General features: G+C 69.0%; 23 protein-coding genes. 18 read left to right on the top strand and 5 right to left on the bottom strand.

Going from position 1 to position 20,629, the window contains the following annotated elements; all coding sequences use genetic code 11:
* Nucleotides 1-51: 51 nt before the first annotated feature.
* Nucleotides 52-834 carry a VOC family protein gene (locus tag HUG10_RS00375; RefSeq protein WP_179167661.1) on the top strand — a complete coding sequence of 261 codons (783 nt, stop codon included), beginning with the start codon at nucleotides 52-54 and terminating at the stop codon, nucleotides 832-834.
* A 30-nt stretch (nucleotides 835-864) separates the two neighbouring features.
* Here HUG10_RS00375 and HUG10_RS00370 read toward each other — a convergent pair whose 3' ends face one another.
* Nucleotides 865-1,155 carry a DUF5779 family protein gene (locus tag HUG10_RS00370; RefSeq protein ID WP_179167660.1) on the bottom strand — a complete coding sequence of 97 codons (291 nt, stop codon included), beginning with the start codon at nucleotides 1,153-1,155 and terminating at the stop codon, nucleotides 865-867.
* A 399-nt stretch (nucleotides 1,156-1,554) separates the two neighbouring features.
* Between HUG10_RS00370 and HUG10_RS00365 the strand changes: the two genes are divergently transcribed.
* From HUG10_RS00365 to HUG10_RS00325, 9 genes are all read left to right on the top strand, one after another.
* A complete protein-coding gene (locus tag HUG10_RS00365) occupies nucleotides 1,555-2,781 on the top strand; it encodes a LeuA family protein (RefSeq protein ID WP_179170951.1) in 1,227 nt (408 codons plus the stop codon).
* Nucleotides 2,782-3,069: 288 nt separating this feature from the next.
* Nucleotides 3,070-4,830: a biosynthetic-type acetolactate synthase large subunit gene (gene ilvB / locus HUG10_RS00360; RefSeq protein ID WP_179167659.1), complete on the top strand. Its 1,761-nt coding sequence runs from the start codon at nucleotides 3,070-3,072 to the stop codon at nucleotides 4,828-4,830.
* A gap of 173 nt (nucleotides 4,831-5,003) precedes the next feature.
* On the top strand, nucleotides 5,004-5,642 hold the full coding sequence (ilvN, locus tag HUG10_RS00355; protein ID WP_179170950.1) for an acetolactate synthase small subunit: 639 nt from the start codon (nucleotides 5,004-5,006) through the stop codon (nucleotides 5,640-5,642).
* Nucleotides 5,635-6,699: a ketol-acid reductoisomerase gene (gene ilvC / locus HUG10_RS00350; protein ID WP_179167658.1), complete on the top strand. Its 1,065-nt coding sequence runs from the start codon at nucleotides 5,635-5,637 to the stop codon at nucleotides 6,697-6,699. Before ilvN ends, ilvC begins: the two co-directional genes overlap by 8 nt.
* Complete coding sequence (locus tag HUG10_RS00345; RefSeq protein ID WP_321169541.1) at nucleotides 6,696-7,034, top strand: hypothetical protein; 339 nt, start codon at nucleotides 6,696-6,698, stop codon at nucleotides 7,032-7,034. Before ilvC ends, HUG10_RS00345 begins: the two co-directional genes overlap by 4 nt.
* Nucleotides 7,031-8,458, top strand: coding sequence for a 3-isopropylmalate dehydratase large subunit (leuC, locus tag HUG10_RS00340; RefSeq protein WP_179167657.1), 1,428 nt, complete (start codon nucleotides 7,031-7,033; stop codon nucleotides 8,456-8,458). Before HUG10_RS00345 ends, leuC begins: the two co-directional genes overlap by 4 nt.
* Complete coding sequence (leuD, locus tag HUG10_RS00335; RefSeq protein WP_179167656.1) at nucleotides 8,455-9,123, top strand: 3-isopropylmalate dehydratase small subunit; 669 nt, start codon at nucleotides 8,455-8,457, stop codon at nucleotides 9,121-9,123. The genes leuC and leuD overlap by 4 nt, the downstream gene beginning before the upstream one ends.
* 1 nt (nucleotide 9,124) lies before the next feature.
* Nucleotides 9,125-10,105 (top strand): isocitrate/isopropylmalate dehydrogenase family protein, encoded by a 981-nt coding sequence (locus HUG10_RS00330; RefSeq protein ID WP_179167655.1) that lies wholly within the window; start codon nucleotides 9,125-9,127, stop codon nucleotides 10,103-10,105.
* Nucleotides 10,106-10,136: 31 nt separating this feature from the next.
* Nucleotides 10,137-10,286 carry a DUF7557 family protein gene (locus HUG10_RS00325; protein WP_179167654.1) on the top strand — a complete coding sequence of 50 codons (150 nt, stop codon included), beginning with the start codon at nucleotides 10,137-10,139 and terminating at the stop codon, nucleotides 10,284-10,286.
* Between the two features lie 48 nt (nucleotides 10,287-10,334).
* Here the strand turns inward: HUG10_RS00325 and HUG10_RS00320 are convergent, their stop codons facing one another.
* Together HUG10_RS00320 and HUG10_RS00315 are read right to left on the bottom strand one after the other, a co-directional pair.
* Nucleotides 10,335-10,778 carry a DUF5799 family protein gene (locus HUG10_RS00320; protein WP_179167653.1) on the bottom strand — a complete coding sequence of 148 codons (444 nt, stop codon included), beginning with the start codon at nucleotides 10,776-10,778 and terminating at the stop codon, nucleotides 10,335-10,337.
* A 280-nt stretch (nucleotides 10,779-11,058) separates the two neighbouring features.
* Nucleotides 11,059-12,621, bottom strand: a complete 1,563-nt coding sequence (locus tag HUG10_RS00315; RefSeq protein WP_179167652.1) for a S8 family serine peptidase — start codon at nucleotides 12,619-12,621, stop codon at nucleotides 11,059-11,061.
* Between the two features lie 269 nt (nucleotides 12,622-12,890).
* Between HUG10_RS00315 and HUG10_RS00310 the strand changes: the two genes are divergently transcribed.
* Nucleotides 12,891-13,352 carry an NYN domain-containing protein gene (locus HUG10_RS00310; RefSeq protein ID WP_179167651.1) on the top strand — a complete coding sequence of 154 codons (462 nt, stop codon included), beginning with the start codon at nucleotides 12,891-12,893 and terminating at the stop codon, nucleotides 13,350-13,352.
* A 58-nt stretch (nucleotides 13,353-13,410) separates the two neighbouring features.
* On the opposite strand, the gene HUG10_RS00305 is transcribed toward HUG10_RS00310, so the two are convergent.
* Both HUG10_RS00305 and HUG10_RS00300 read right to left on the bottom strand, forming a co-directional pair.
* The gene (locus tag HUG10_RS00305) at nucleotides 13,411-14,535 is read right to left on the bottom strand and encodes a DUF373 family protein (RefSeq protein WP_179167650.1); all 1,125 of its coding nucleotides are present in this window, start codon (nucleotides 14,533-14,535) and stop codon (nucleotides 13,411-13,413) included.
* 123 nt (nucleotides 14,536-14,658) lie between these two features.
* Complete coding sequence (locus HUG10_RS00300) at nucleotides 14,659-15,318, bottom strand: DUF6517 family protein (protein WP_179167649.1); 660 nt, start codon at nucleotides 15,316-15,318, stop codon at nucleotides 14,659-14,661.
* Nucleotides 15,319-15,539: 221 nt separating this feature from the next.
* Here HUG10_RS00300 and HUG10_RS00295 point away from each other — a divergent pair, with 221 nt between their 5' ends.
* From HUG10_RS00295 to HUG10_RS00265, 7 genes are all read left to right on the top strand, one after another.
* On the top strand, nucleotides 15,540-16,535 hold the full coding sequence (locus tag HUG10_RS00295) for a radical SAM protein (protein WP_179167648.1): 996 nt from the start codon (nucleotides 15,540-15,542) through the stop codon (nucleotides 16,533-16,535).
* A 326-nt stretch (nucleotides 16,536-16,861) separates the two neighbouring features.
* Nucleotides 16,862-17,680: a YihY/virulence factor BrkB family protein gene (locus HUG10_RS00290; protein WP_179167647.1), complete on the top strand. Its 819-nt coding sequence runs from the start codon at nucleotides 16,862-16,864 to the stop codon at nucleotides 17,678-17,680.
* Nucleotides 17,681-17,810: 130 nt separating this feature from the next.
* Nucleotides 17,811-18,092 (top strand): 50S ribosomal protein L44e, encoded by a 282-nt coding sequence (locus HUG10_RS00285; RefSeq protein WP_179167646.1) that lies wholly within the window; start codon nucleotides 17,811-17,813, stop codon nucleotides 18,090-18,092.
* Nucleotides 18,093-18,094: 2 nt separating this feature from the next.
* Entirely contained in the window at nucleotides 18,095-18,271 is a 177-nt protein-coding gene (locus HUG10_RS00280) for a 30S ribosomal protein S27e (RefSeq protein ID WP_179167645.1), read from the top strand.
* Between the two features lie 163 nt (nucleotides 18,272-18,434).
* Entirely contained in the window at nucleotides 18,435-19,235 is an 801-nt protein-coding gene (locus tag HUG10_RS00275; RefSeq protein ID WP_179167644.1) for a translation initiation factor IF-2 subunit alpha, read from the top strand.
* Between the two features lie 34 nt (nucleotides 19,236-19,269).
* Nucleotides 19,270-19,464: an RNA-protein complex protein Nop10 gene (locus HUG10_RS00270; protein ID WP_179167643.1), complete on the top strand. Its 195-nt coding sequence runs from the start codon at nucleotides 19,270-19,272 to the stop codon at nucleotides 19,462-19,464.
* Nucleotides 19,465-19,817: 353 nt separating this feature from the next.
* A complete protein-coding gene (locus HUG10_RS00265; protein WP_179167642.1) occupies nucleotides 19,818-20,579 on the top strand; it encodes a proteasome assembly chaperone family protein in 762 nt (253 codons plus the stop codon).
* Nucleotides 20,580-20,629: the final 50 nt, after the last annotated feature.

The raw sequence follows: 20,629 nt of genomic DNA, 5'->3' as shown, positions 1-20,629 counted from the left end.
CGAACCCATGGACGCCTCGGGCTTAAGTGCCGGCGCCGCGCACGCTCACTGGTGAGACGGACCCCCGCGCTCGCGCACCTCGCGCTGGAGGTACACGACCTGGACCGGGCCGCCGACTTCTACGCGGACAGGCTCAGTCTCGTCCCGACGCGACGCGGCGACACGGAACTCGCGTTCGACGTCGGCGGGACCGAACTGGTCTGCCGGCGACCCACCTCGGTCCCGCGCGGCGGTCTGCACGTCCACTTCGCCTTCGAGACGCCCCGGACGGAGTACGACTCCTGGCGGGCGCAGTTCCCCGACGCCGAGGAGGTCGCCTTCGGGTCGTTCCGCTCGCTGTACCCGTTCGACGACGACAGTCACTGTCCAGAGATCGCCGGGTTGGCCGACGGCGGACGGGGTCTCGTCGGGGTGTTCGAGGTGGTCCTGGAGGTGGCGAACGTCGACGCGGCGGAGCGGTCCTACCGAGCGCTCGGCTTCGAGCCGGTCGACCGGGGCACGAAACGCAGGCGGGTGCGGCTGCGCGGGCCGACCGTGGACGACGGGTCGGACGCGGACGCGAGCGGCGGTGACCCGGAGACGGACGGAACCGGAATGGGGAGCGACAGCGACGCCCCTCGTCCGTTCGACCTGGAGCTCTGGGAGCCGCAACTCGGGCTCGCGGGCGCACGCGGGGGCGCCCACGTCGACTTCGGCGTCAGGGTCGCCGACCCGGCGGCGGCCGCCGAACGCGCGTTCGGGGACCTGCCCTCGGTCCGGTTGCTGGAGCACGACGACGGTAGCGTCGAACTCTACGACCCCGACGGGCACCATCTGGTCCTGCTGCCGGCGTAGCCGGCGCTCGCGAGAACTGGACGCGAACGCTCAACTCCGCAGCCGGTCGGTGTTGATGGCGACGTTCGGCGGGGAGACGATGAGGAACCCCCGGAAGTGGGAGAGCTCCCCGCCCATGTCGGACACCTCGCGGGCGAACCCGCCGGCGAGTTCGTTGAGGTCCCCGGCCACTGCGAGCACGAGGACGTTCCCGTACTCCACGTTCCGGATCCACACCGTCGGGTCGGTGGTGCCGTCGAGCACCCCGAGGACGACCTCGCCCGCGACCTCCTCGTCCAGTTGCTCCTCGGCTTCCTGGAGGTCGAGGCCGAACTCGGTCATTGGCCCCAACTCGGAGTGACCGGGCAAAAGCGTTCGGTAGTCGTCCGACGCCCGTCCGTCGATGTGTGCTGGGGAACCGTCGTTCTGTCGAGGTGAACGATGCTTGGGGACCTCCGCTCGGGAAGATCCTTCGGGCGCCCCACGAGCGGGCCGTGGGACTCGGCGGAAGTGGACGACTGCCGGTCGTGGCGTGCCGCCACTGCGACAGATGTGAACGAACGGCCACCGCATCGAAGACAGAATATTAATACGTATAAGGTATATGGGTTGGATAGTAGTCGCCGCAGTCCGTCGATTTTCGGGTGAGAGCGTCACCCAAAGGGTCCACGTCGGGACCGTACGATGTGTCCGACCACAACGCTTTACAAGGAGTTCTCCCCCACGGTCTGTTGATGTCCCATAATCAGGACTCGTCGGTACCCAGTCCGGCGGAACGAGTTCTTCCAGGGCACGCTGAGTGCAACTGACGAGTTCGAGACGGTCAGGATTTTCGACACGACGCTCCGTGACGGCGAGCAGTCGCCACGCACGTCGTTCGACTACGAACAGAAACGCGAGATAGCCGCGGTGCTGTCGGAGATGGGGGTCCACGTCGTCGAGGCGGGGTTCCCGGTCAACTCCGACGCCGAGTTCGAGGCGGTCTCGGACATCGCCGCGGCCACCGACGCGACGACCTGCGGGCTCGCCCGCGTGGTCGATGCCGACATCGAGGCGGCGCTCGACTCGGGGGTCGACATGGTCCACACGTTCGTCTCCACGAGCGACGTGCAGATCGAGGACTCGATGCACGCCACGCGAGAGGAGGTCGTGGAGCGTGCGGTCGAGTCGGTCCAGCGCGTCCGCGACGCCGGCGTCGACGTGATGTTCTCGCCGATGGACGCCACGCGCACGGACGAGTCGTTCCTCGTCGAGGTCATCGAGGCCGTCGACGAGGTCGGCGTCGACTGGATCAACGTCCCCGACACGTGCGGGGTCGCCACGCCCCGGCGCTTCGGCGACCTCATCGAGGTCGTCCGCGAGCACACCGACGGCCGCGTCGACGTGCATACGCACGACGACTTCGGGCTGGCCGCCGCGAACGCGCTGGCCGGCGTCGAGGCCGGCGCGGCCCAGATGCAGGTGTCCGTGAACGGCATCGGCGAACGCGCCGGCAACGCCGCGCTCGAGGAGGTCGTGATGGGCGCCGAGTCGCTGTACGGCGCCGACACCGGCATCGATACGACGCGCATCACCGAGCTGTCCCGCATCGTCGAGGCGGCGAGCGACATGCCGGTGCCCGCGAACAAGCCGGTCGTCGGCCGCAACGCCTTCTCCCACGAGTCCGGCATCCACGCCGCCGGTGTCATCGAGAACAGCGACACGTTCGAGCCCGGCGTGATGACCCCGGAGATGGTCGGCGCGGAGCGGGAGTTCGTGATGGGCAAGCACACGGGCACCCACTCCGTCCGCCAGCGACTGCGCGAGGACGGGTTCGACCCGACCGACTCGGAGGTCCGCGCGGTCACCCGTCGGGTGAAGGACTACGGCGCGGACGAGCGCGTCACGATGGACGACGTCCGGCGCTTCGCCGAACGAGAGGGCGTCGATCGTCCGGACGACGAGCGGGAGCGGGGGGCGACGGTCTGATGGCTCCCCCGACGGCCGACCGCCCCGTCCAGCGGCGGGTGAACCGTCCGCGCAACGATTGCCGGGCGGGACAAGGTTTTAGCCGTCGGGCCGATACCGGAGGACGAGATGAAGACGGCACCGGTCACTCACGCCCGCGTTCCCGGCGTAGTGACGGCCGTCGCGATTATTGTAGGGGTCTAGCTACCCCTACACAACACCGTTCTCAAGACCCCGTTCGACCGTACCGCCGACCGACAGGATCCACAACGACCAGCAGATGACACGACACCCGACAGGAGACAGGACATGAGCGAATCCGCCAACCCCGCGGCCGACGCGGCCGAGGACGAGGAGGCGAGCGCGGACGCGACTACCGTCGCGCCGGCGAACGGTGCCGCCGCCGTCGTCGCCGCCCTCGAATCGGCCGACGTCGAGACCGCATTCGGCGTCCAGGGGGGCGCCATCATGCCCGTCTACGACGCGCTGTACAGTTCGAGCATCGAGCACGTGACCATGGCCCACGAGCAGGGCGCCGCCCACGCCGCCGATGCGTACGGCGTGGTGACCGGCACGCCCGGCGTCTGTCTCGCCACCTCGGGCCCGGGCGCGACGAACCTCGTCACCGGCATCGCCGACGCGTCGATGGACTCGGACGCGATGCTCGCGCTGACCGGTCAGGTTCCGAGCCACATGGTCGGCTCCGACGCGTTCCAGGAGACCGACACGACCGGCGTCACGGCGCCCATCACGAAGCACAACTACTTCGCGAGCGACTCGAAGACCGTCGGCGACGTCGTCGGCGAGGCGTTCGCGCTCGCCGAGGTCGGCCGACCGGGCCCGACGCTCGTCGACCTCCCGAAGGACGTCTCCTTCGGCGAGACCGACCGCGCGCCGAAGCTGCCCGAGGCGCCGGCACGCTCGAAGCCCGACCCCGAGGCCGACGCCGAGGAGGTCGAGGCGGCCGCGAGCGTCATCGAGCGCGCGGAGAAACCGCTCTGCCTGTTCGGCGGCGGCGTCGTCAAGGGCGACGCGACCGACGAGGCCAGGGCGTTCGCGCGCGAACATGGCATCCCCGTCGTGACGACGATGCCGGGCATCGGCTCGTTCCCGGAGGACGACGACCTCTGTCTCTCCTGGGCGGGCATGCACGGCACCGGCTACGCGAACATGGCCATCAGCCACACCGACTGCCTGATCGCGGTCGGGACGCGCTTCGACGACCGCCTGACCGGCGGCGTCGACACGTTCGCGCCCGGCGCCGACGTCGTCCACGTGGACATCGACCCGGCGGAGATCTCGAAGAACGTCCACGCCGACTACCCGGTTGTCGGCGACGCGGGCACCGTGCTCGAACAGCTCGAGGTCGCCATGGAGCGCTCGCCCGACGCCAAGGAGTGGTGCGAGCAGTGCACCGCGTGGCGCGAGGAGTACCCGATGGACTACGCGGTCGACGCGGACGAACCCGTCAAGCCGCAGTTCGTCGTCGAGGCGTTCGACGCCGCGACCGGCGACGACGCCATCGTCACGACCGGCGTCGGACAACACCAGATGTGGGCGGCCCAGTACTGGACGTTCACCGAGCCGCGCACGTTCGTCTCCTCGCACGGCCTCGGGACGATGGGGTACGGCCTCCCGGGCGCCATCGGCGCGCGGCTGGCCGCCGACGACGACCGCGAGATCGTCTGCTTCGACGGCGACGGCTCGTTCCTGATGACGATCCAGGAGCTCTCCGTGGCCGTGCGCGAGAACCTCGACATCACCGTCGTCGTGCTCAACAACGAGTACATCGGGATGGTCCGCCAGTGGCAGGACGCCTTCTTCGAGGGGCGCCACATGGCCTCGGAGTACGACTGGATGCCCGAGTTCGACAAGCTGGCCGAGGCGTTCGGCGCGCGCGGGTTCCGGATCGACTCGTACGACGAGGTCGCCGACGTGGTGGGCGAGGCGCTCGCCTACGACGGCCCATCCGTCGTCGACGCCCACATCGACCCCCGCGAGAACGTCTACCCGATGGTGTCGAGCGGCGGCGCCAACGGCGAGTTCGCGCTCACGGAGGACCAACTATGAGCGATTCCGACGACGCGACCGGCGCGGAGAGCCGGGACGGGGCGACCGACGCGACGGACGGCGCCGCCGGCGCGGGGGCTGCGAGCGCGGGGTTCGACGCCCACCCGTCCGACGCTCCGGCGGCCGAACACGCGACGCGGACCGGCGCCGAGTCACACGTTCCCGAGCGCGGGATGGCCGGGCCGCGGCCGGACGAACGGCCGCAGCCGACCGCGCGGCGGAACGCCCAGGGCATCCGGATCGACCCCGACGCCGAGGCCGAGCCTGCCCAGCGGACGGCCGTCATCTCGGCGCTCGTCGATCACGAGCCGGGCGTGCTCTCGCGCGTCTCCGGGCTGTTCTCCCGGCGCCAGTTCAACATCGAGAGCCTCACGGTCGGGCCGACGACCGTCGAGGGACACGCGAGGATCACCCTGGTCATCCACGAGACTGAGCCCGGCATCGACCAGGCGAAGAAGCAGCTGGGAAAACTGAAGCCCGTCATCGCCCTCGGCGAGCTCGGCGATAACGCGGTGCGTTCGGAGCTGGTGCTCCTGAAGGTCCGCGGCGACGAGCCGGACAAGGTCCACGCCATCACCGAGATGTACGAGGGCCGGACGCTCGACGCCGGGCCGCGTACCATCACCGTGGAGATCACGGGCCACGAGCGGAAGATCGACGACGCGGTCGACGCGTTCCGGCAGTTCGGCATCATCGAGATCTCCCGGACCGGCCAGACCGCGCTCGAACGCGGCGACTCCCCGACGACGCCCGGCGAGGAGCCGGGGCACTCGGCGGCAACGGACGACGCGACACCAAACTACGATGACTGACGACGACACCTTCGAATCCGCAGTGTACTACGACGACGACGCGAATCGCAGCTACATCGACGACAAGACCGTGGCCGTGCTCGGCTACGGCAGCCAGGGCCACGCCCACGCCCAGAACCTCGACGACAGCGGGGTCGACGTGATCGTCGGCCTCCGCGAGAGTTCCTCCTCGCGCGCCGCCGCCGAGGCCGACGGCCTCCGCGTCGCGACGCCCGTCGAGGCGGCCGCCGAGGCCGACATCGTCTCGATGCTCGTGCCCGACACGGTCCAGCCGGACGTGTTCGAGGCCATCCGCGACGAACTCGAGGAGGGACAGACGCTCCAGTTCGCGCACGGCTTCAACATCCACTACAACCAGATCAGGCCGCCCGAGGGCGTCGACGTGACGATGATCGCCCCCAAGTCGCCGGGCCACCTCGTCCGCCGGAACTACGAGGCGGACCAGGGGACGCCCGGCCTGCTCGCGGTGTATCAGGACGAGACTGGCCGCGCGAAGGAGGAGGCGCTCGCGTACGCCCAGGCCATCGGCTGCACCCGCGCCGGGGTCATCGAGACCACGTTCCGCGAGGAGACCGAGACGGACCTGTTCGGCGAGCAGGCGGTGCTGTGCGGCGGCGTCACCGCGCTGGTGAAGCAGGCGTACGAGACGCTCGTGGACGCGGGGTACAGCCGCGAGATGGCCTACTTCGAGTGCCTGAACGAGCTGAAGCTCATCGTGGACCTGATGTACGAGGGAGGGCTCGGCGACATGTGGGACTCGGTGTCCGACACGGCCGAGTACGGCGGGCTCACCCGCGGCGACGACGTGGTGAACGACGAGGTCCGCGCGCGGATGGAGACCGTGCTCGACGACGTCCAGAACGGGACGTTCGCCCGCGAGTGGATCGCCGAGAACCAGGCCGGCCGCCCGTCCTACACGCAGCTCCGTGCCGCGGAGAAGAGCCACGACATCGAGGCGGTCGGCGAGGACCTCCGGAGCCTCTTCGCGTGGGGCGGCGAGACCGAGGGGAGCGAGACGGAGGAGGACGAGGAGGGCCGCGTGGGGATGCGGGGATGACCGACCGACACGACCCGGACGGATCGTCGACCCCCGACGACCAGTCGGACGGGGACGACCGGACGATGGCCGACGTGAGCCACGTCAACCCCGACACGAGCGAGACGTTCTGGGCGGTGTACCGCCGGGGACCGGCGATGGCCGACGGCGGCGAGGAGCCACCGCGACCCGGCGCCGACGACCGACACGGACGTACCCGACGGAACGGTTCGGGCCGACCCGACGGGACCGACGAGTCGATGGCGGACGTGAGTCACGAGCCGCCGTACCCCGAAGCGAACGACGTGTGGACCCGTGGGTTCGAACGACCGAGCAACGTAGGGAGCGACGAATGAGCGAGGGAACGCTGTACGACAAGGTGTGGGACCGGCACAAGGTGACCACGCTCCCGACCGGCCAGGACCAGCTGTTCGTCGGGCTCCACCTCATCCACGAGGTGACGAGCCCGCAGGCGTTCGGCATGCTCCGCGAGCGCGAGATGGAGGTCGCGTACCCGAAACTGACGTACGCGACCGTCGACCACATCGTCCCGACCGCAGACCAGTCGCGCCCCTACGGCGACGACGCGGCCGAGCGGATGATGAGCGAACTCGAGGAGAACGTCCGCGACGCGGGCATCGAGTTCGCCGACCCGTCGACGGGCGACCAGGGCATCGTCCACGTCGTCGGTCCGGAACAGGGGCTCACCCAGCCGGGCAAGACCATCGTCTGTGGCGACTCGCACACCTCGACGCACGGCGCGTTCGGCGCGCTGGCGTTCGGGATCGGCACCTCGCAGATCCGCGACGTGCTCGCGACCGGTTGCGTCGCCATGGAGAAGAGTGACGTGCGCCGGATCGAGGTGACCGGCGAACTCGGCGACGGCGTCGAGGCGAAGGACGTCATCCTCCAGATCATCCGGAAGCTCGGCACCGACGGCGGCGTCGGCTACGTGTACGAGTACGGCGGCGACGCAGTCGAGTCGTTGGGCATGGAGGGCCGGATGTCCATCTGCAACATGTCCATCGAGGGCGGCGCCCGCGCGGGCTACGTCAACCCCGACGAGACCACCTTCGAGTGGCTGGGCGACACCGAGGCGTTCCGCGACGACCCGGACGAGTTCGAGCGGCTGAAGCCGTACTGGGAGTCCGTCGCTTCCGACGGGGACGCCGAGTACGACGACGTCGTCACCATCGACGGCGACGCGCTCGAACCGATGGTGACCTGGGGGACGACCCCCGGCCAGGGCGTCGGCATCTCGGAGCCGATCCCGGCCCCCGAGGACCTCCCCGCCGACAAGCAGGACACAGCACGCCGGGCGCAGGACCACATGCGCGTGGAACCCGGCGAGACGATGCAGGGGTACCAGGTGGACGTGGCCTTCCTCGGCTCGTGTACGAACGCGCGCCTGCCGGACCTCCGGCGGGGGGCGCAGGTCGTCCGCGGCCGGGAGGTCCACGAGGACGTCCGCGCGCTGGTCGTCCCCGGCAGCCAGCACGTCCAGCGGGCCGCCGAGGAGGAAGGGCTCGCCGACACGTTCCGCGAGGCCGGCTTCGAGTGGCGCAACGCGGGCTGCTCGATGTGTCTCGGCATGAACGAGGACCAGCTCGAGGGCGACGAGGCCTCTGCGTCATCCTCGAACCGGAACTTCGTCGGCCGGCAGGGCTCGAAGGACGGCAGGACCGTCCTGATGAGTCCCGTGATGGTCGCGGCCGCGGCCGTCCGCGGCGAGGTGACCGACGTCCGCGACCTCGAGACCCTCGAGGAGGCGGAAGCGTGAGTTCGAACGACGACGGTACGGGGAGCGCGGACGCGGACGGCCCCGCCGAAACGGTCGAGTACGTCTCTGGGACGGGCGTGCCGGTCCGCGGCAACGACATCGACACCGACCAGATCATTCCGGCGCGGTACCTGAAGGCGGTCACCTTCGAGGGGCTCGGCCAGTTCGCCTTCTTCGACCTGCGCTACGACGACGAGGACAACGAGAAGGAACACCCGTTCAACGAGGATCGGTTCCGCGACGCGAGCGTGCTGGTGGCGAACGCGAACTTCGGCTGCGGCTCCTCCCGCGAGCACGCGCCCCAGGCGCTGATGCGGTGGGGTATCGACGCGGTCGTCGGCGAGTCGTTCGCGGAGATCTTCGCGGGCAACTGCCTCGCGCTCGGCGTCCCGACGGTGACGGCCGACCACGAGTCGATCAACGCGCTCCAGCAGTGGGTGGACGACAACCCGGACGGGGAGATCGACGTCGACGTCGCGGCGGAGACCCTCCGCTACGGCGACAACGAGATGAGCGTCTCGGTCGACGAAGCCCAGCGGCGCGCGCTCGTCGAGGGCGAGTGGGACACGACCGCGCTCATGAAGGCGAACGCCGGCGCCGTCCGCGAGACGGCCGGCTCCCTGCCGTACGTGACCGACGACCACCTCCCGGAGGCGAGCGACTGAGATGTCCGGCGAGGAGATCATCGTCGTCCCCGGCGACGGCATCGGAACCGAGGTCGTTCCCGCTGCAAGGCGTATGCTGGAGCACGTAGGCGAGTTCTCGTTCGTCGAGGCCGACGCGGGCGACGCCGTGAAGGCGGAGACCGGGGAGGCGCTCCCCGAGGAGACGTACGACCTCGTCGCCGCCGCGGACGCGACGCTGTTCGGCGCGGCCGGCGAGACGGCCGCGGACGTCATCCTCCCGCTGCGCGAGGCGGTGGACTCGTTCGTGAACGTCCGGCCCGCCCGCGCGTACCCCGGCGTCGACGCGGTCCGGCCCGAGACCGACGTCGTCTTCCTGCGCGAGAACACCGAGGGCGTGTACTCGGGCCACGAGGACCGGCTCTCGGACGACCTCTCGACGCTCACGCGGGTGATCACCACCTCGGCGTCCGAACGGCTCGCCGAGTTCGCGTGCGAGTTCGTCGCCGACCGCGACGCGGACGGCTTCCACGTCGTCCACAAGGCGAACGTGATGCGCGAGACCGACGGGCGCTTCCGCGAGGCCGTCCTCCGGGTGGCCGAGGAGCGCGGGGTCGATGCCGACGAGGTGCTGATGGACGCGTTCGCGACGCACGTCTGTCTCGACCCGACGCGGTTCGACACGGTCGTCTGCCCGAACCTGGCGGGCGACGTGCTCTCTGACCTCGCGGCGGGACTGGTCGGCGGGCTCGGGCTGCTCCCGTCGGCGAACATCGGCCCGGAGCGCGGGCTGTTCGAACCGGTCCACGGCACCGCCCCGGACATCGCCGGCGAGGGCGTCGCGAACCCGGCAGCGGCGATCCTGTCGGCAGCGATGCTGCTGGAGTTCCTGGGCCACGAGGAGGACGGCGCGGACGTCCGCGCGGCCGTCGAGGACGTCCTCTCGGACGGGCCGCGAACGCCCGACCTCGGCGGGGACGCGGGAACCGACGAGGTGACCGACGCGGTGCTCGACCGCCTGTAATCTTTTACGCCCGGGCGGCCAACCTCCTCCCATGCCGGAAATAGAGGTGAGCGAGGAGACCCTCGAACGGCTCGAGAGCCTCCGCGAGAACGGGGAGAGCCACGACGAACTGATCGCGGAGCTCATCAACATCTACGAGGCCGAGGAGCTGACGATGTTCCGCTCGGGCGACGTGCCCTGAGGGCCCGGGTAGAGTAGAGAGGGATCCGAGCGCCGTCGAACCGGGTCGCTACTCCTGGTAGGAGATCCGCACCTGTTCCCAGGTCCCCTTCGACTCGAGGTGTCGCTGGAGTTCCGTCGCGTACTCGCCCGTAAGCCGTTCGGCCGCCTCGAGCTTCTCCGCGTCCACGCCGCCGGACCCGCCCCCGAACAGGGTGTCCCTGACGCCGCCGAGGAGCTTCCCGAACGTTCCCCCGTCGGACGACCCGCCGCCGGCCGTCGCGTTCATCTGGTTCGAGATGTTCTCGAGTTCCGGGATGATGCTCGGGAGTTTGCTTGTGTCCGCGACGATCCGGGCGGCCTCCGGGTCGTCCGCGTCCTCGATGTCGAACTCCGTCGCCGTCATGATGAGCCCCCACTCCTGGTTCGAGAAGCGCGAGTTCCGCACCCGGTCGCCGAACTCGCGGTCCACGGTCATCCGGTCGCCAACGATCGCGTCGGTCCAGTCGCTCATGTCGGACCGATGGGGGGCGAACGGTATGTGGATTTCCCTCCGGCCTCGTACCCAGCCAACACGCGCTCCACTGCCCGTAACTCCCCCGTGACCCCCCTCACTCTGCCCGCGAGGAACCCTCCGCCCCGTCACCGCCGCCCTCGGCCGCCGGCGCGCCGACGTCCACGTCGAGGCCGAACGACTCGGCGCGTTCGCGCCAGAACTCGGTGTACCCCTCGGTCTCCTCTGCGGACGGTATCGGGAAAAGTCAGGGGGCGGAACGGGCGTCGGCGCGGGGGAGTTACTCGTACTCGGTGATGGTCACCGTGTAGCTCCCGCTCCCCGAGTAGGAGTCCACGAGGAGGTGGAGTTCCGTCGAGGTGTCGGGATCGTCGATGGCGATGGTCTCCTGGCTGTCCGTCGACCACGAGCGGTAGTCGTAGCTCGAGGTGCTCGGACACGATCCGGTGCCGTCGTTCGCGTACAGGTCGAAGTCCGCGTTCGACGGCCCCTCGAGTTCGAGGACGACCCGCGAGGGGTCCGAGTACTCGAACCCGTAGCTGTAACACGTGCCGTCCCAGTACCCCGAGAGCGACCCGGAGACGCTGGAGGTCGTGGAACCGTCACCGCCGCCGCCGTCGCCCGGCTCCGTCGTGACGGCGTCGCCGGCGTCCACTCGACCGCTCCCCTGCTCGTCGCTCGACAGGCCGACGTCGGCCGCGGTCGCCTTCAGGTGGTCGCGCAGTTCCGCGTTCGTCAGGTCGTGCGCGGCGAGCGTGAGCCCGGCCACCCCGGCGACGACAGGCGTCGCCATCGAGGTGCCCGAGATGGAGTCGTAGCCGTCGTCGGTCCACGTCGAGAGGACGTTCGTGCCCGGCGCGGCCAGTTCGATGTCCGAGCCGTAGTTGGAGTAGCTCGCGAGCGACTCGTCGGGGTCGAGCGCCGACACGGCGAGACACTCCGAGTACGCCGCCGGGTACGAGACGCTCCCGCTGCCGTCGTTGCCGGCGGCCGCGACGACGAGCGAGCCGTTGTCGGTCGCGTAGCTCACGGCGTTCTTCATCGTGCTGGTGTAGTCGCCGCCGCCCAGCGAGAGGTTGATCACGTCCGCGCCCTGGTCGGCCGCCCACTGGATGGCGTCCGCGATGTCGGCCGTGCTGCCCGACCCCGACTCCGAGAGCGCGCGCCCGGAGAGCACCGTCGAGTTCCCGATGCCGGAGACGCCCTCGCCGTTGTTCGTCTCGGCGGCCGCGATGCCGGCGACGTGGGTCCCGTGGTACTCGTCGGACATCGAGTCCGGGTACGGATCGGAGTCGGAGTCGACGAAGTCGTGGCCCTCGTCCGACCCGACGTTGCCGTCGAGGTCAGGGTGGTCGTACTTCACCCCCTGGTCGACGACGGCCACCGTGACCGACGAGTCGCCGTACGTCGTGTCCCACGCCGTCGGGGCGTTCACCATCTGGTCGGCGTACTGGTCGTCGTACCGCGGGTCGTTCGGCACCTCCAGCGACTCGAACGTCTCGTTCGTCTCCGCGTACTTGACGTGACGGTTGGACGTGATCGCCTCAATGAAGTTCTCCCGGGCCACCTCCGAGGCCTGGCTCGGGAACTTCACCGCGACGTAGCGCAGTTTCCCGTTGACGTGGACGACCTCGGCGTTGCCGGGCACGTGCTTTGCCACCTCGCCGGCCACCTCGTCGGCGGCCGCCGAGACCCCGACGAGCACCTCGTCCTCCTTCGCCCCGGGCGACCGACCGGGCGTCGCGCTCGTCACGCCGGTCAGCGCCGCACCGCCGGCGGCCGCGCCGGCCGCCGTCAGGAATCCGCGTCGGTACAGGTCGAGCCTCGTGTTGTCATCTGACATGCAACGGACACACAACCGGGGAACGAGGTAATAATTCCTTTGATGAGAAAGTAAATATAATAGAAATAATCTTAGTCTCTATACTGGAATAAACAAATGGCACGTTGTCGGAGCGGTATGCCGCTCACGACCGCTGTGACTCCCTCGGACGGCACGAACGGCCATTATTTCTCAAATAAAGAATGTTAAATCAGACTGTCACCCTCCGTCACACTTTAGTGACCCCCCTCAATCGGAAGTCGTATCGGGACACGAACTGAGCACCTGGCATGGGGCTGCTGGGGCGACTGTTCGGGCGGATCGAGGGACGGGACGCCGGACGAGGCGTGGCGCTGTTCGTCGACGGGCCGAACGTCCTCCGCGCGGAGTTCGACGTGGACCTGGCCGACCTCCGGGCCGCCGCGAGCGACGTCGGCGAACTCGTCACGGCGAGGCTGTACCTGAACGAACACGCCTCGCCGGGGCTCATCCAGGCCGCCGAGGCGAACGGGTTCCAGGTCGTCGTCACCAGCGGCGACGTCGACGTGAAACTCGCGGTCGACGTGGCGACGTTCGCTGCGGAGGGTCGCGCCGACACCATCGCGGTTGCCTCCCGCGACACCGACTTCAAGCCGGCCCTGGAGGCCGCGAACGAGCGCGGCCTCCGGACGCTGGCCATCGCGCCGGGAACGTACGGCCGGTCGGACGCGCTCCCCAACAGCGCCGACGAGAGCGTCACGCTCGGCGAGTAGGCGACGAACCGACCAGTACCGGCGGCGTTTCTCCCAGTCCGAACCTGTGTGGCCTACACTACACCGTGCCCGCGGCCTCCTCCTCGCGCGACTCCGCGACCGCGAACGTGAGCGTCGAGAGCACGCCGAGCAGCGTGCCGATGGTGAGCGCGATCGCGAGTTCGGAGAGGCTGAGCCGCACGACGATACCGCCCGCGGACGGCGGGACGAAGTAGCCCGAGAGCCCGTACAGGACGATCGCGATCGCGACGACGTAGAACGGCGCGTTGAGGTAGCGCCACCGGAAGCGGTCGCTCAGGTACTCGTCGGTCACCTGGCCCATCGAGGAGGTGACGCCGGCCGCCGCGGCCCACCGGACCGCTGCGTGGACGAACACGGCGACCTGGGCCTCCGGCTGGAGCGAGCCGACCGTCGACTCGACCGTCTCGAGCGTCTCGAGCCCCTGGACGCCGCCCACGAAGAGCAGCGCGAGGGCCACGACGTACGTGATGATGGTGACCCGCCCGGCGTACAGGCTGTTGCGTACCCGGTCGGCGGCCGAGTCGACCGCCCGTTCGAGCCCGAGCCCGCGGAACAGGGTGTACAGCCCGAGGAGGGCAGACACGAGCCCCAGCACGACCGCGCCGGGGATCTCGAGGATGCCCGCGATGACCGAGAACGGGTAGATGAGCAGCAGCACGCCGAGCGGAACGAGGATGGTGCCGCGGGTCTCCGGGTCCGCGAGCACCTGCTTCATCGTGTAGTAGATCGACTCGAGGTCCTGTGCCTGCCGGACGACGACTCGACGGACGCCGTCGAGGGGGACGCGCGACCGGATGACGGGGAGCACCGACTCGTCCTGCGCGCCGTCGGTGATGACGATGGCGCGCACGTCCTCGCCGGTCGAAAGCGCCGCGAGCACCGTGTCGACTTCGGCTCCCACGGCCCGGTTCGCCTGCACGTCGCCCCCGTCGACGCCCGTGACGGCCGCGACGGCGACCTCCTCGTTCACGGTCTCGTCCGCGACCAGTTCGTCGTAGGTGTGGACCGCCTGGAAGAGCACGTTCAGGTCGGAGTCCTCCGGGTCGGCCGTCGCCAGCTCTACGGCGGCCGCCTCGACGTCGTCCCGGCCGATGACCGGCGTGGAGAACCCGGTCTTGCGGCCGAGGTCGTCGTCGAGGTCGACGGGGAGGACCAACAGCATCGTGGTGCGGTAAGACGTGCCGGGTATAACTGTTTTCGGGGGACGGACGAGGGTGATCCGGTCGACCGGTAGCGGTTCGCCCCCGGAGTGGGACCTCGCGTCGGGGCTCCCCCCGTGACCGGCTCAGTCGTCCCCGTGCTGGATCGCCCGCATCATCGTCCGCACGGAGTCGGCCTCGCCGGACGCCAGCGTCGGGTACGCGCCGATGGCGACCACGAAGTCCTCGCCCGCGCGGACCGCCTCGGCGACGTGGATGCGGACCTCGGTCGTCACGCCGGCGGCGATCTCGGCGTCGGTGAGGAACAGCCCGACCTCGGTCTCGGTCCCGAGGACGGTCACCGTCTCGGTCCCCTCCTCGCGGAGGTTCCCGAACCCCTCGTAGTCGGCGAGCACGCGTCGGGCGAGCTCCCCGGTCCCGAGTTCCGCGACCGGGTTCATCGTCCGACCGAGGACCTCGATCGCCGGCGTCGTCAGCACGGCGAACAGCGCGCCCTGGTAGCTGTCGCCGGTCGGCAGGGTGATGGACCGATCGTACTGGGCGAGCTGGTTCGTCACCTTCACCCGCCGCTCCTGTCCGGCGACCGAGAACGTCTCATCGATCTCCAGCGGCTCGACCCCGACGAGCTCGTAGCCGGTCTCCTCGAGCGCCGACCCGGGCACCGTCGCGGTGCCCGAGGAGAATTCAGCCGGTTCCGACCCGGTGATCACGCCGACACAGCCCGCACTCGCCCCCGCAACCCCCAGCGCGCCTACCGCACGGAGGAACGACCGTCTGTTCGTCATGTAGGGACCGGATGCGTTCGAACGATATGAGTCTCGTGGTGCGTCGTTCAGGCGTGATAACTGGCGTTCCCGCACGCATCCACTCACGGACCGTCGGCTCACCTCCACCCCGTCACGACGCCCGGGAGCGCGACCCCCGATCGCGGAGACTGACCTACGGTCGACGGTGTCGACCGGAGTCGGGGTGCTTTTGCCGCTCGACGGCGAACGCCAGGTACTGAATGATCTCGAAGGGCTGTGAACAGTGCGCGATGGGGGGCAAGATGGTGCTCTTCGTCTACGGCTACTGCGACCAGCGTGACTGCTTCTACTGCCCGCTCGGCGAGAACCGGAAGAACGTGAACACGGTGTACGCGAACGAGCGGGAGGTCACCTGCGACGAGGACGTGCTCGAGGAGGCACACCGGATGGACGCGCTCGGCACCTCCATCACCGGCGGCGAGCCCCAGGAGGCGATGGACCGGACCTGTCGCTACCTCTCGCTGCTGAAGGACGAGTTCGGCGAGGACCACCACACGCACCTCTACACCGGCATCACGGGCGGCCGCGAGAACATGCGGCGCCTCTCCGAGGCGGGCCTCGACGAGATCCGCTTCCACCCGCCGTACGAGCTCTGGGGCGACATGCACGGCACGGAGTGGGAGGACATCCTGTACGTCGCACGCGAGGAGGGACTGACGCCGGCGTTCGAGATCCCCGGCATCCGCGCGGAGGAGGAGTTCCTCGAGTTCCTCGACGAGGGAGCCGCGGACTTTTGCAACGTCAACGAGTTCGAGATGAGCCAGGGGAACTACCGCCGGATGCAGGAGGAGGGGTTCGAACTCCAGGAGGGCCACATGTCGGCGGTCGACGGCTCGAAGGAGGAGATCCTCGAGGCGATGGGCGACCACGAGCGCGTCTACTTCTGCACCAGCGTGTTCAAGGACGCCGCCCAGCACCGGAACCGCCTGAAGCGGATGGCCAAGAACGTCCGGCGCCCGTTCGACGACGTGACCGAGGACGGCACGCTGGTGTACGGGAAGACGTACGCCGACGCCGCGCGCCTCGCCGACCTCGGCGTCCCCGAGGAGTTCTACACGGTAAAGACGGACCACGTCGAGGTGGCGTGGTGGCTGCTGGAGGAGATGATCGAGGAGGGCGACCTCGAGGACGGCGAACTCGTCGAGCAGTACCCGACCTACGACGGGACGGTCGTCGAGCGGACGCCGCTGGCGTAACCCTGACGTGAGGTGCTGCCCGTGAGCGACCGAGCGTGAGGAGGGAGCGAGCGGCTTTTTGGTCCAGATTTTTCCGAGGAGCGTGACGCGAGCAGGACGAGGCCGGAGCAACGCGGAGGCCTCGGACGTCCGAGCGTCATCGACGAGGAAAAAGGTGGGACTGGGACGGTCGTCGAGCGCACGCCGCTGGCGTAGAACCGTAGCGGACGCCGGCGTAGAACGGACTGCGGAACTCGTTTCGAAGGTAGTCGAATCGTGCGAACGTCCACTACCGCGTACAGTTCCGACACCGCGATTGCTTTGAGGGAGGCCCCACACCGCCACGCATGGACTCCACGCGGGGGCCGATGGACACGCTGCGGGCGATGCTCGCTGTCGGTCGGGAGGAGCAGATCGGGGTGAGCGCGGCGAGCCTCGGATACTACGCGTTCAACGCGCTGCTTCCCCTGCTGCTGCTGGTGATCACCGTGTTCTCCGCGACGGGGAACCTCGCGGGTATCCCCGCCTTCGTCGAACGCGTGGCCGGAGTCAACCCCCAGCGGCTCCAGTCGCTCCTCCAGCAGTTCGGCGGCGACGCGCCGGGGCAGAGCCGTGCGGTCGTGCTCGCGCTGGTCATCACGAGCTGGAGCGGCCTCCGGATGTTCCGCGCCGTCGACAGCAACTTCGTCGCGCTGTACGGCGAGCGGAAGAGCCGCTCGCTGGTCCAGCATCTCCTCGACAGCCTGCTCGTGCTGGCGACCGTCTCCATCGGCCTCGTCGGCCTGGCCGTCGGTGGGGCCGCGCTCGCCGTCGCGGTCTCGGGTATCCTGTGGGTGTTCCTCGGCCCGGTGCTCCTGTTCGCGGGGCTCGTCGCGCTGTTCGTCCCGATGTACTACCTGCTCGCGATCGACTCGACGGTCCGCCAGGTGCTCCCGGGGGCGGCGTTCGCGGCGGGGCTGTGGACCGTCTCCATGCTCGGGTTCCGGCTCTACTTCTCCACGGCCGAGAGCGTCAAGCTGTACGGCCTCGCCGGCGGCGTCCTGCTCGTCCTCTCCTGGCTGTACGTCGCCGCGCTCGCGCTGCTGCTCGGCGTCGTCCTCAACGCGCTTCTGGCCGGTCGCGTCGAACCGGACCACGGCTGGCTCCCCCACGTCGACGCGGAGTGACCGGCGGACCGACGATCGGCGACGGGCTGGAACCCGGTGACGATGTGCGAACGACACGCACGCCGTCGACGACGGACCAAATGCGTTTTAAGCGGTGCCCCAGTACGGACGTCCAAGAGGAGATTTCGCTATGGAGATGCCACGACGCCTGAACACGTACTGCCCGCACTGTAACGCCCACCACGAGGTCGAAGTGGAGAAGGTCCGCCGGGGCCGCGAGACCGGCATGAAGTGGACCGACCGCCAGCAGGCCCGCGGCACGTCCGTCATCGGGAACGCCGGCAAGTTCTCGAAGGTGCCGGGTGGCGACAAGCCGACGAAGAAGACCCACCTCAAGTACCGCTGCAGCGAGTGCGGCAAGGCCCACATGCGCGAGGGCTGGCGCGCCGGCCGGCTGACGTTCCAGGAGTAACGATGGCAGGGAACTTCTTCCGCATCCAGTGCCCGGACTGCGACAACGAGCAGGTCGTCTTCGGCAAGGCGTCCTCGGTGGTCAACTGCGCCGTCTGCGGCACGACGCTCGCCACCCCGACCGGCGGCGACGCCACGTTCGCCGGCGAGGTCGTCGAGACCGTCGAACAGCGCGCGTAAGCGGCCCGAGCCGGGCGACTTCTTCCGCACTCCCCGTTCCCGAGCGGCTGCGCTCACGTCAGCGATCCCGGAGCCGCGTCAGTGAGCGGCTCCGGCCGACCGAGCCCCGCGAACGCCGCCGCAAGAGGGAAACCGTATTACGCTCCGGTCGTAACAAGCGGACATGAAATTCAGCGGCTGGCCCGAGAAGGGCGAACTCGTCGTCGGCGAGGTCGACGAGATCACCGACTTCGGCGTGTTCGTGGACCTGGACGAGTACGAGGACAAACGCGGGCTCACGCACGTGAGCGAGGTGGCGAGCGGGTGGATCAAGAACATCCGCGACCACGTGAACGTCGGCGAGCGCGTCGTGGCGAAGGTGCTCGACGTCGACGAGTCGTCCCAGCAGATCGACCTCTCGATCAAGGACGTCAACGACCACCAGCGCTCGGACAAGATCCAGGAGTGGAAGAACGAGCGCAAGGCGGACAACTGGATGACCATCGCGTTCGGCGAGGACGTGAGCGACGACAAGTACACGCGCGTCGCCGAGGCGCTCTACCACGAGTTCGGCTCAATGTACGACGGCTTCGAGGCGGCCGCCATCCACGGCGAGGAGGCGCTCAAGGACACCGACCTCGACGGCGAGGAGATCGCGGCCATCGTCGAGGCGGCCCGCGAGAACGTCTCCGTCCCGTACGTGAACGTCACGGGCTTCGTCGACCTCGAGTCCGCGGAGGCGGACGGCGTGGACGACGTGAAGGCGGCGCTGAAGGCCGCGGAGGGCAACGGCGAGGTGCCCGACGAGGTCGAACTCGACGTCTCCTACGTCGGCGCCCCGGAGTACCGCATCAGGGTCCGTGCGCCGGACTACAAGGTCGCCGAGAACGAACTGGAGGAGTCGGCTGAGCGCGCGCGCCAGTCCATCGAGGCCGCGGGCGGGAAGGGTTCGTTCCACCGCGACCGCGAGACCGAGGACGAGTAGTTCGACGTCGCGTGGGCTCGGAGGTGAGGAACTCGTGAAATCGGACATCAAAGTTTGTTCGGCGTGGGAGGGCCGTCACGAGCGACCGGTGTACACGCTGCATTCGGAGTGCCCGGAGTGTGGCGCGGACGCGGTGAACTCCGCGCCCGCGCCGTTCAGCCCCGAGGACCCGTACGGCGAGTATCGGCGTCGTGCGCGTGAACGGTCCTCTTCGTCGGGTTCCGAGTAGTCGGGATCACAGCCGTGGAATTCGGCGAGTCCGGATCGTGTGAGACGGTTACTGATGGCTTGAAAGCCCCCTGACTTCTGCGTTCCCGCGCCTCGCTGCGCTTTACCTCGGAACAAGCTCCCCGGAAGTCGCGTTCGCTAGCGCTCACCTGACCCTCGCGCTCCCTTCGGTCGCGCTGTGGTGTTTGCTTCGTCGGGGTTCGCACAGCTACGGGAGAGCCGAGAGCCGCGGGGGCTTTCGGACCATTCCGATTCTGTGGAGAAAAGGGACCTACACGCTCCGAGCCAACGAAACCACCAAAACCCGATTCCAAGCCGACGACCCTTTATGAAGCGCACCCCCGTCTCACGAACATGGAACCTATCGACATCGAGGTCGTGTCGGACCCCGACCTCGAGGACCCCACGTTCATCGAGGGGCTGCCGGGCGTCGGCCACGTCGGAAAACTCGTCGCCGAACACCTCGTCGAGGAGTTCGACGGGACGCTCGTCCGACGCGTCTACACCACCCAGTTCCCGCCGCAGGTGACCGTCGACGACGAGGGCGTCACCGAACTCACACACGCCGAGTTCCACCACGTCGACGCCGAGGGCGTCGACCTGCTGGTCCTCACTGGCGACCACCAGGCCGCGAGCAACGAGGGCCACTACACCCTCACGGACGCGTTCCTCGACGTGGCAGAGGAGTTCGGCTGCGAGCGTGCCTTCGCGCTCGGCGGCGTCCCCACCGGCGAACTCATCGAGGACGACGAGTACGACGTACTCGGCGCGGTGAGCGACCGCGACGCGAGGGAGGGGCTCGAGGAGGCGGGCGTGGAGTTCAGGGAGGACGAACCGGCCGGCGGCATCGTCGGCGTCTCGGGGCTCGTGCTCGGGCTCGGCGGGCGACGCGGGCTGAACGCGGCGTGCCTGATGGGCGAGACGTCCGGCTACCTCGTCGACCCCAAGAGCGCGCAGGCGGTCCTCGAAGTGCTCCAGAACGCGCTCGGCTTCGAGGTCGACTTCGCTGACCTCGAGGAGCGCGCCGAGGAGATGGAGGAGGTCGTCGGCAAGATCCAGGAGATGCAGGGCGGCGGCGGGATGCCGAGCGAGGACGAACTCCGCTACATCGGGTGAGTCGTCGGCCCCGCGCGTAGGGAACCACGACGTCGTTCACACAACATCGC

The sequence above is a fragment of the Halorarum halophilum genome (genome assembly GCF_013401515.1).
GTDB classification, from domain to species: domain Archaea; phylum Halobacteriota; class Halobacteria; order Halobacteriales; family Haloferacaceae; genus Halorarum; species Halorarum halophilum.
The sequence above is the reverse complement of the archived record's forward strand: the minus strand, read 5'-3'. Positions and strand labels throughout refer to the sequence as shown.

Coding starts and splice junctions, on each gene's coding strand:
- HUG10_RS00370 (WP_179167660.1), bottom strand. CDS start 1,155: ATGACCGAGTTCGGCCTCGACCTCCAGGAAGCCGAGGAGCAACTGGAC.
- ilvB (WP_179167659.1), top strand. CDS start 3,070: ATGAGCGAATCCGCCAACCCCGCGGCCGACGCGGCCGAGGACGAGGAG.
- ilvN (WP_179170950.1), top strand. CDS start 5,004: ATGGCCGGGCCGCGGCCGGACGAACGGCCGCAGCCGACCGCGCGGCGG.
- ilvC (WP_179167658.1), top strand. CDS start 5,635: ATGACTGACGACGACACCTTCGAATCCGCAGTGTACTACGACGACGAC.
- HUG10_RS00345 (WP_321169541.1), top strand. CDS start 6,696: ATGACCGACCGACACGACCCGGACGGATCGTCGACCCCCGACGACCAG.
- leuC (WP_179167657.1), top strand. CDS start 7,031: ATGAGCGAGGGAACGCTGTACGACAAGGTGTGGGACCGGCACAAGGTG.
- HUG10_RS00330 (WP_179167655.1), top strand. CDS start 9,125: ATGTCCGGCGAGGAGATCATCGTCGTCCCCGGCGACGGCATCGGAACC.
- HUG10_RS00325 (WP_179167654.1), top strand. CDS start 10,137: ATGCCGGAAATAGAGGTGAGCGAGGAGACCCTCGAACGGCTCGAGAGC.
- HUG10_RS00320 (WP_179167653.1), bottom strand. CDS start 10,778: ATGAGCGACTGGACCGACGCGATCGTTGGCGACCGGATGACCGTGGAC.
- HUG10_RS00315 (WP_179167652.1), bottom strand. CDS start 12,621: ATGTCAGATGACAACACGAGGCTCGACCTGTACCGACGCGGATTCCTG.
- HUG10_RS00310 (WP_179167651.1), top strand. CDS start 12,891: ATGGGGCTGCTGGGGCGACTGTTCGGGCGGATCGAGGGACGGGACGCC.
- HUG10_RS00305 (WP_179167650.1), bottom strand. CDS start 14,535: ATGCTGTTGGTCCTCCCCGTCGACCTCGACGACGACCTCGGCCGCAAG.
- HUG10_RS00300 (WP_179167649.1), bottom strand. CDS start 15,318: ATGACGAACAGACGGTCGTTCCTCCGTGCGGTAGGCGCGCTGGGGGTT.
- HUG10_RS00295 (WP_179167648.1), top strand. CDS start 15,540: ATGATCTCGAAGGGCTGTGAACAGTGCGCGATGGGGGGCAAGATGGTG.
- HUG10_RS00290 (WP_179167647.1), top strand. CDS start 16,862: ATGGACTCCACGCGGGGGCCGATGGACACGCTGCGGGCGATGCTCGCT.
- HUG10_RS00285 (WP_179167646.1), top strand. CDS start 17,811: ATGGAGATGCCACGACGCCTGAACACGTACTGCCCGCACTGTAACGCC.
- HUG10_RS00280 (WP_179167645.1), top strand. CDS start 18,095: ATGGCAGGGAACTTCTTCCGCATCCAGTGCCCGGACTGCGACAACGAG.
- HUG10_RS00275 (WP_179167644.1), top strand. CDS start 18,435: ATGAAATTCAGCGGCTGGCCCGAGAAGGGCGAACTCGTCGTCGGCGAG.
- HUG10_RS00265 (WP_179167642.1), top strand. CDS start 19,818: ATGGAACCTATCGACATCGAGGTCGTGTCGGACCCCGACCTCGAGGAC.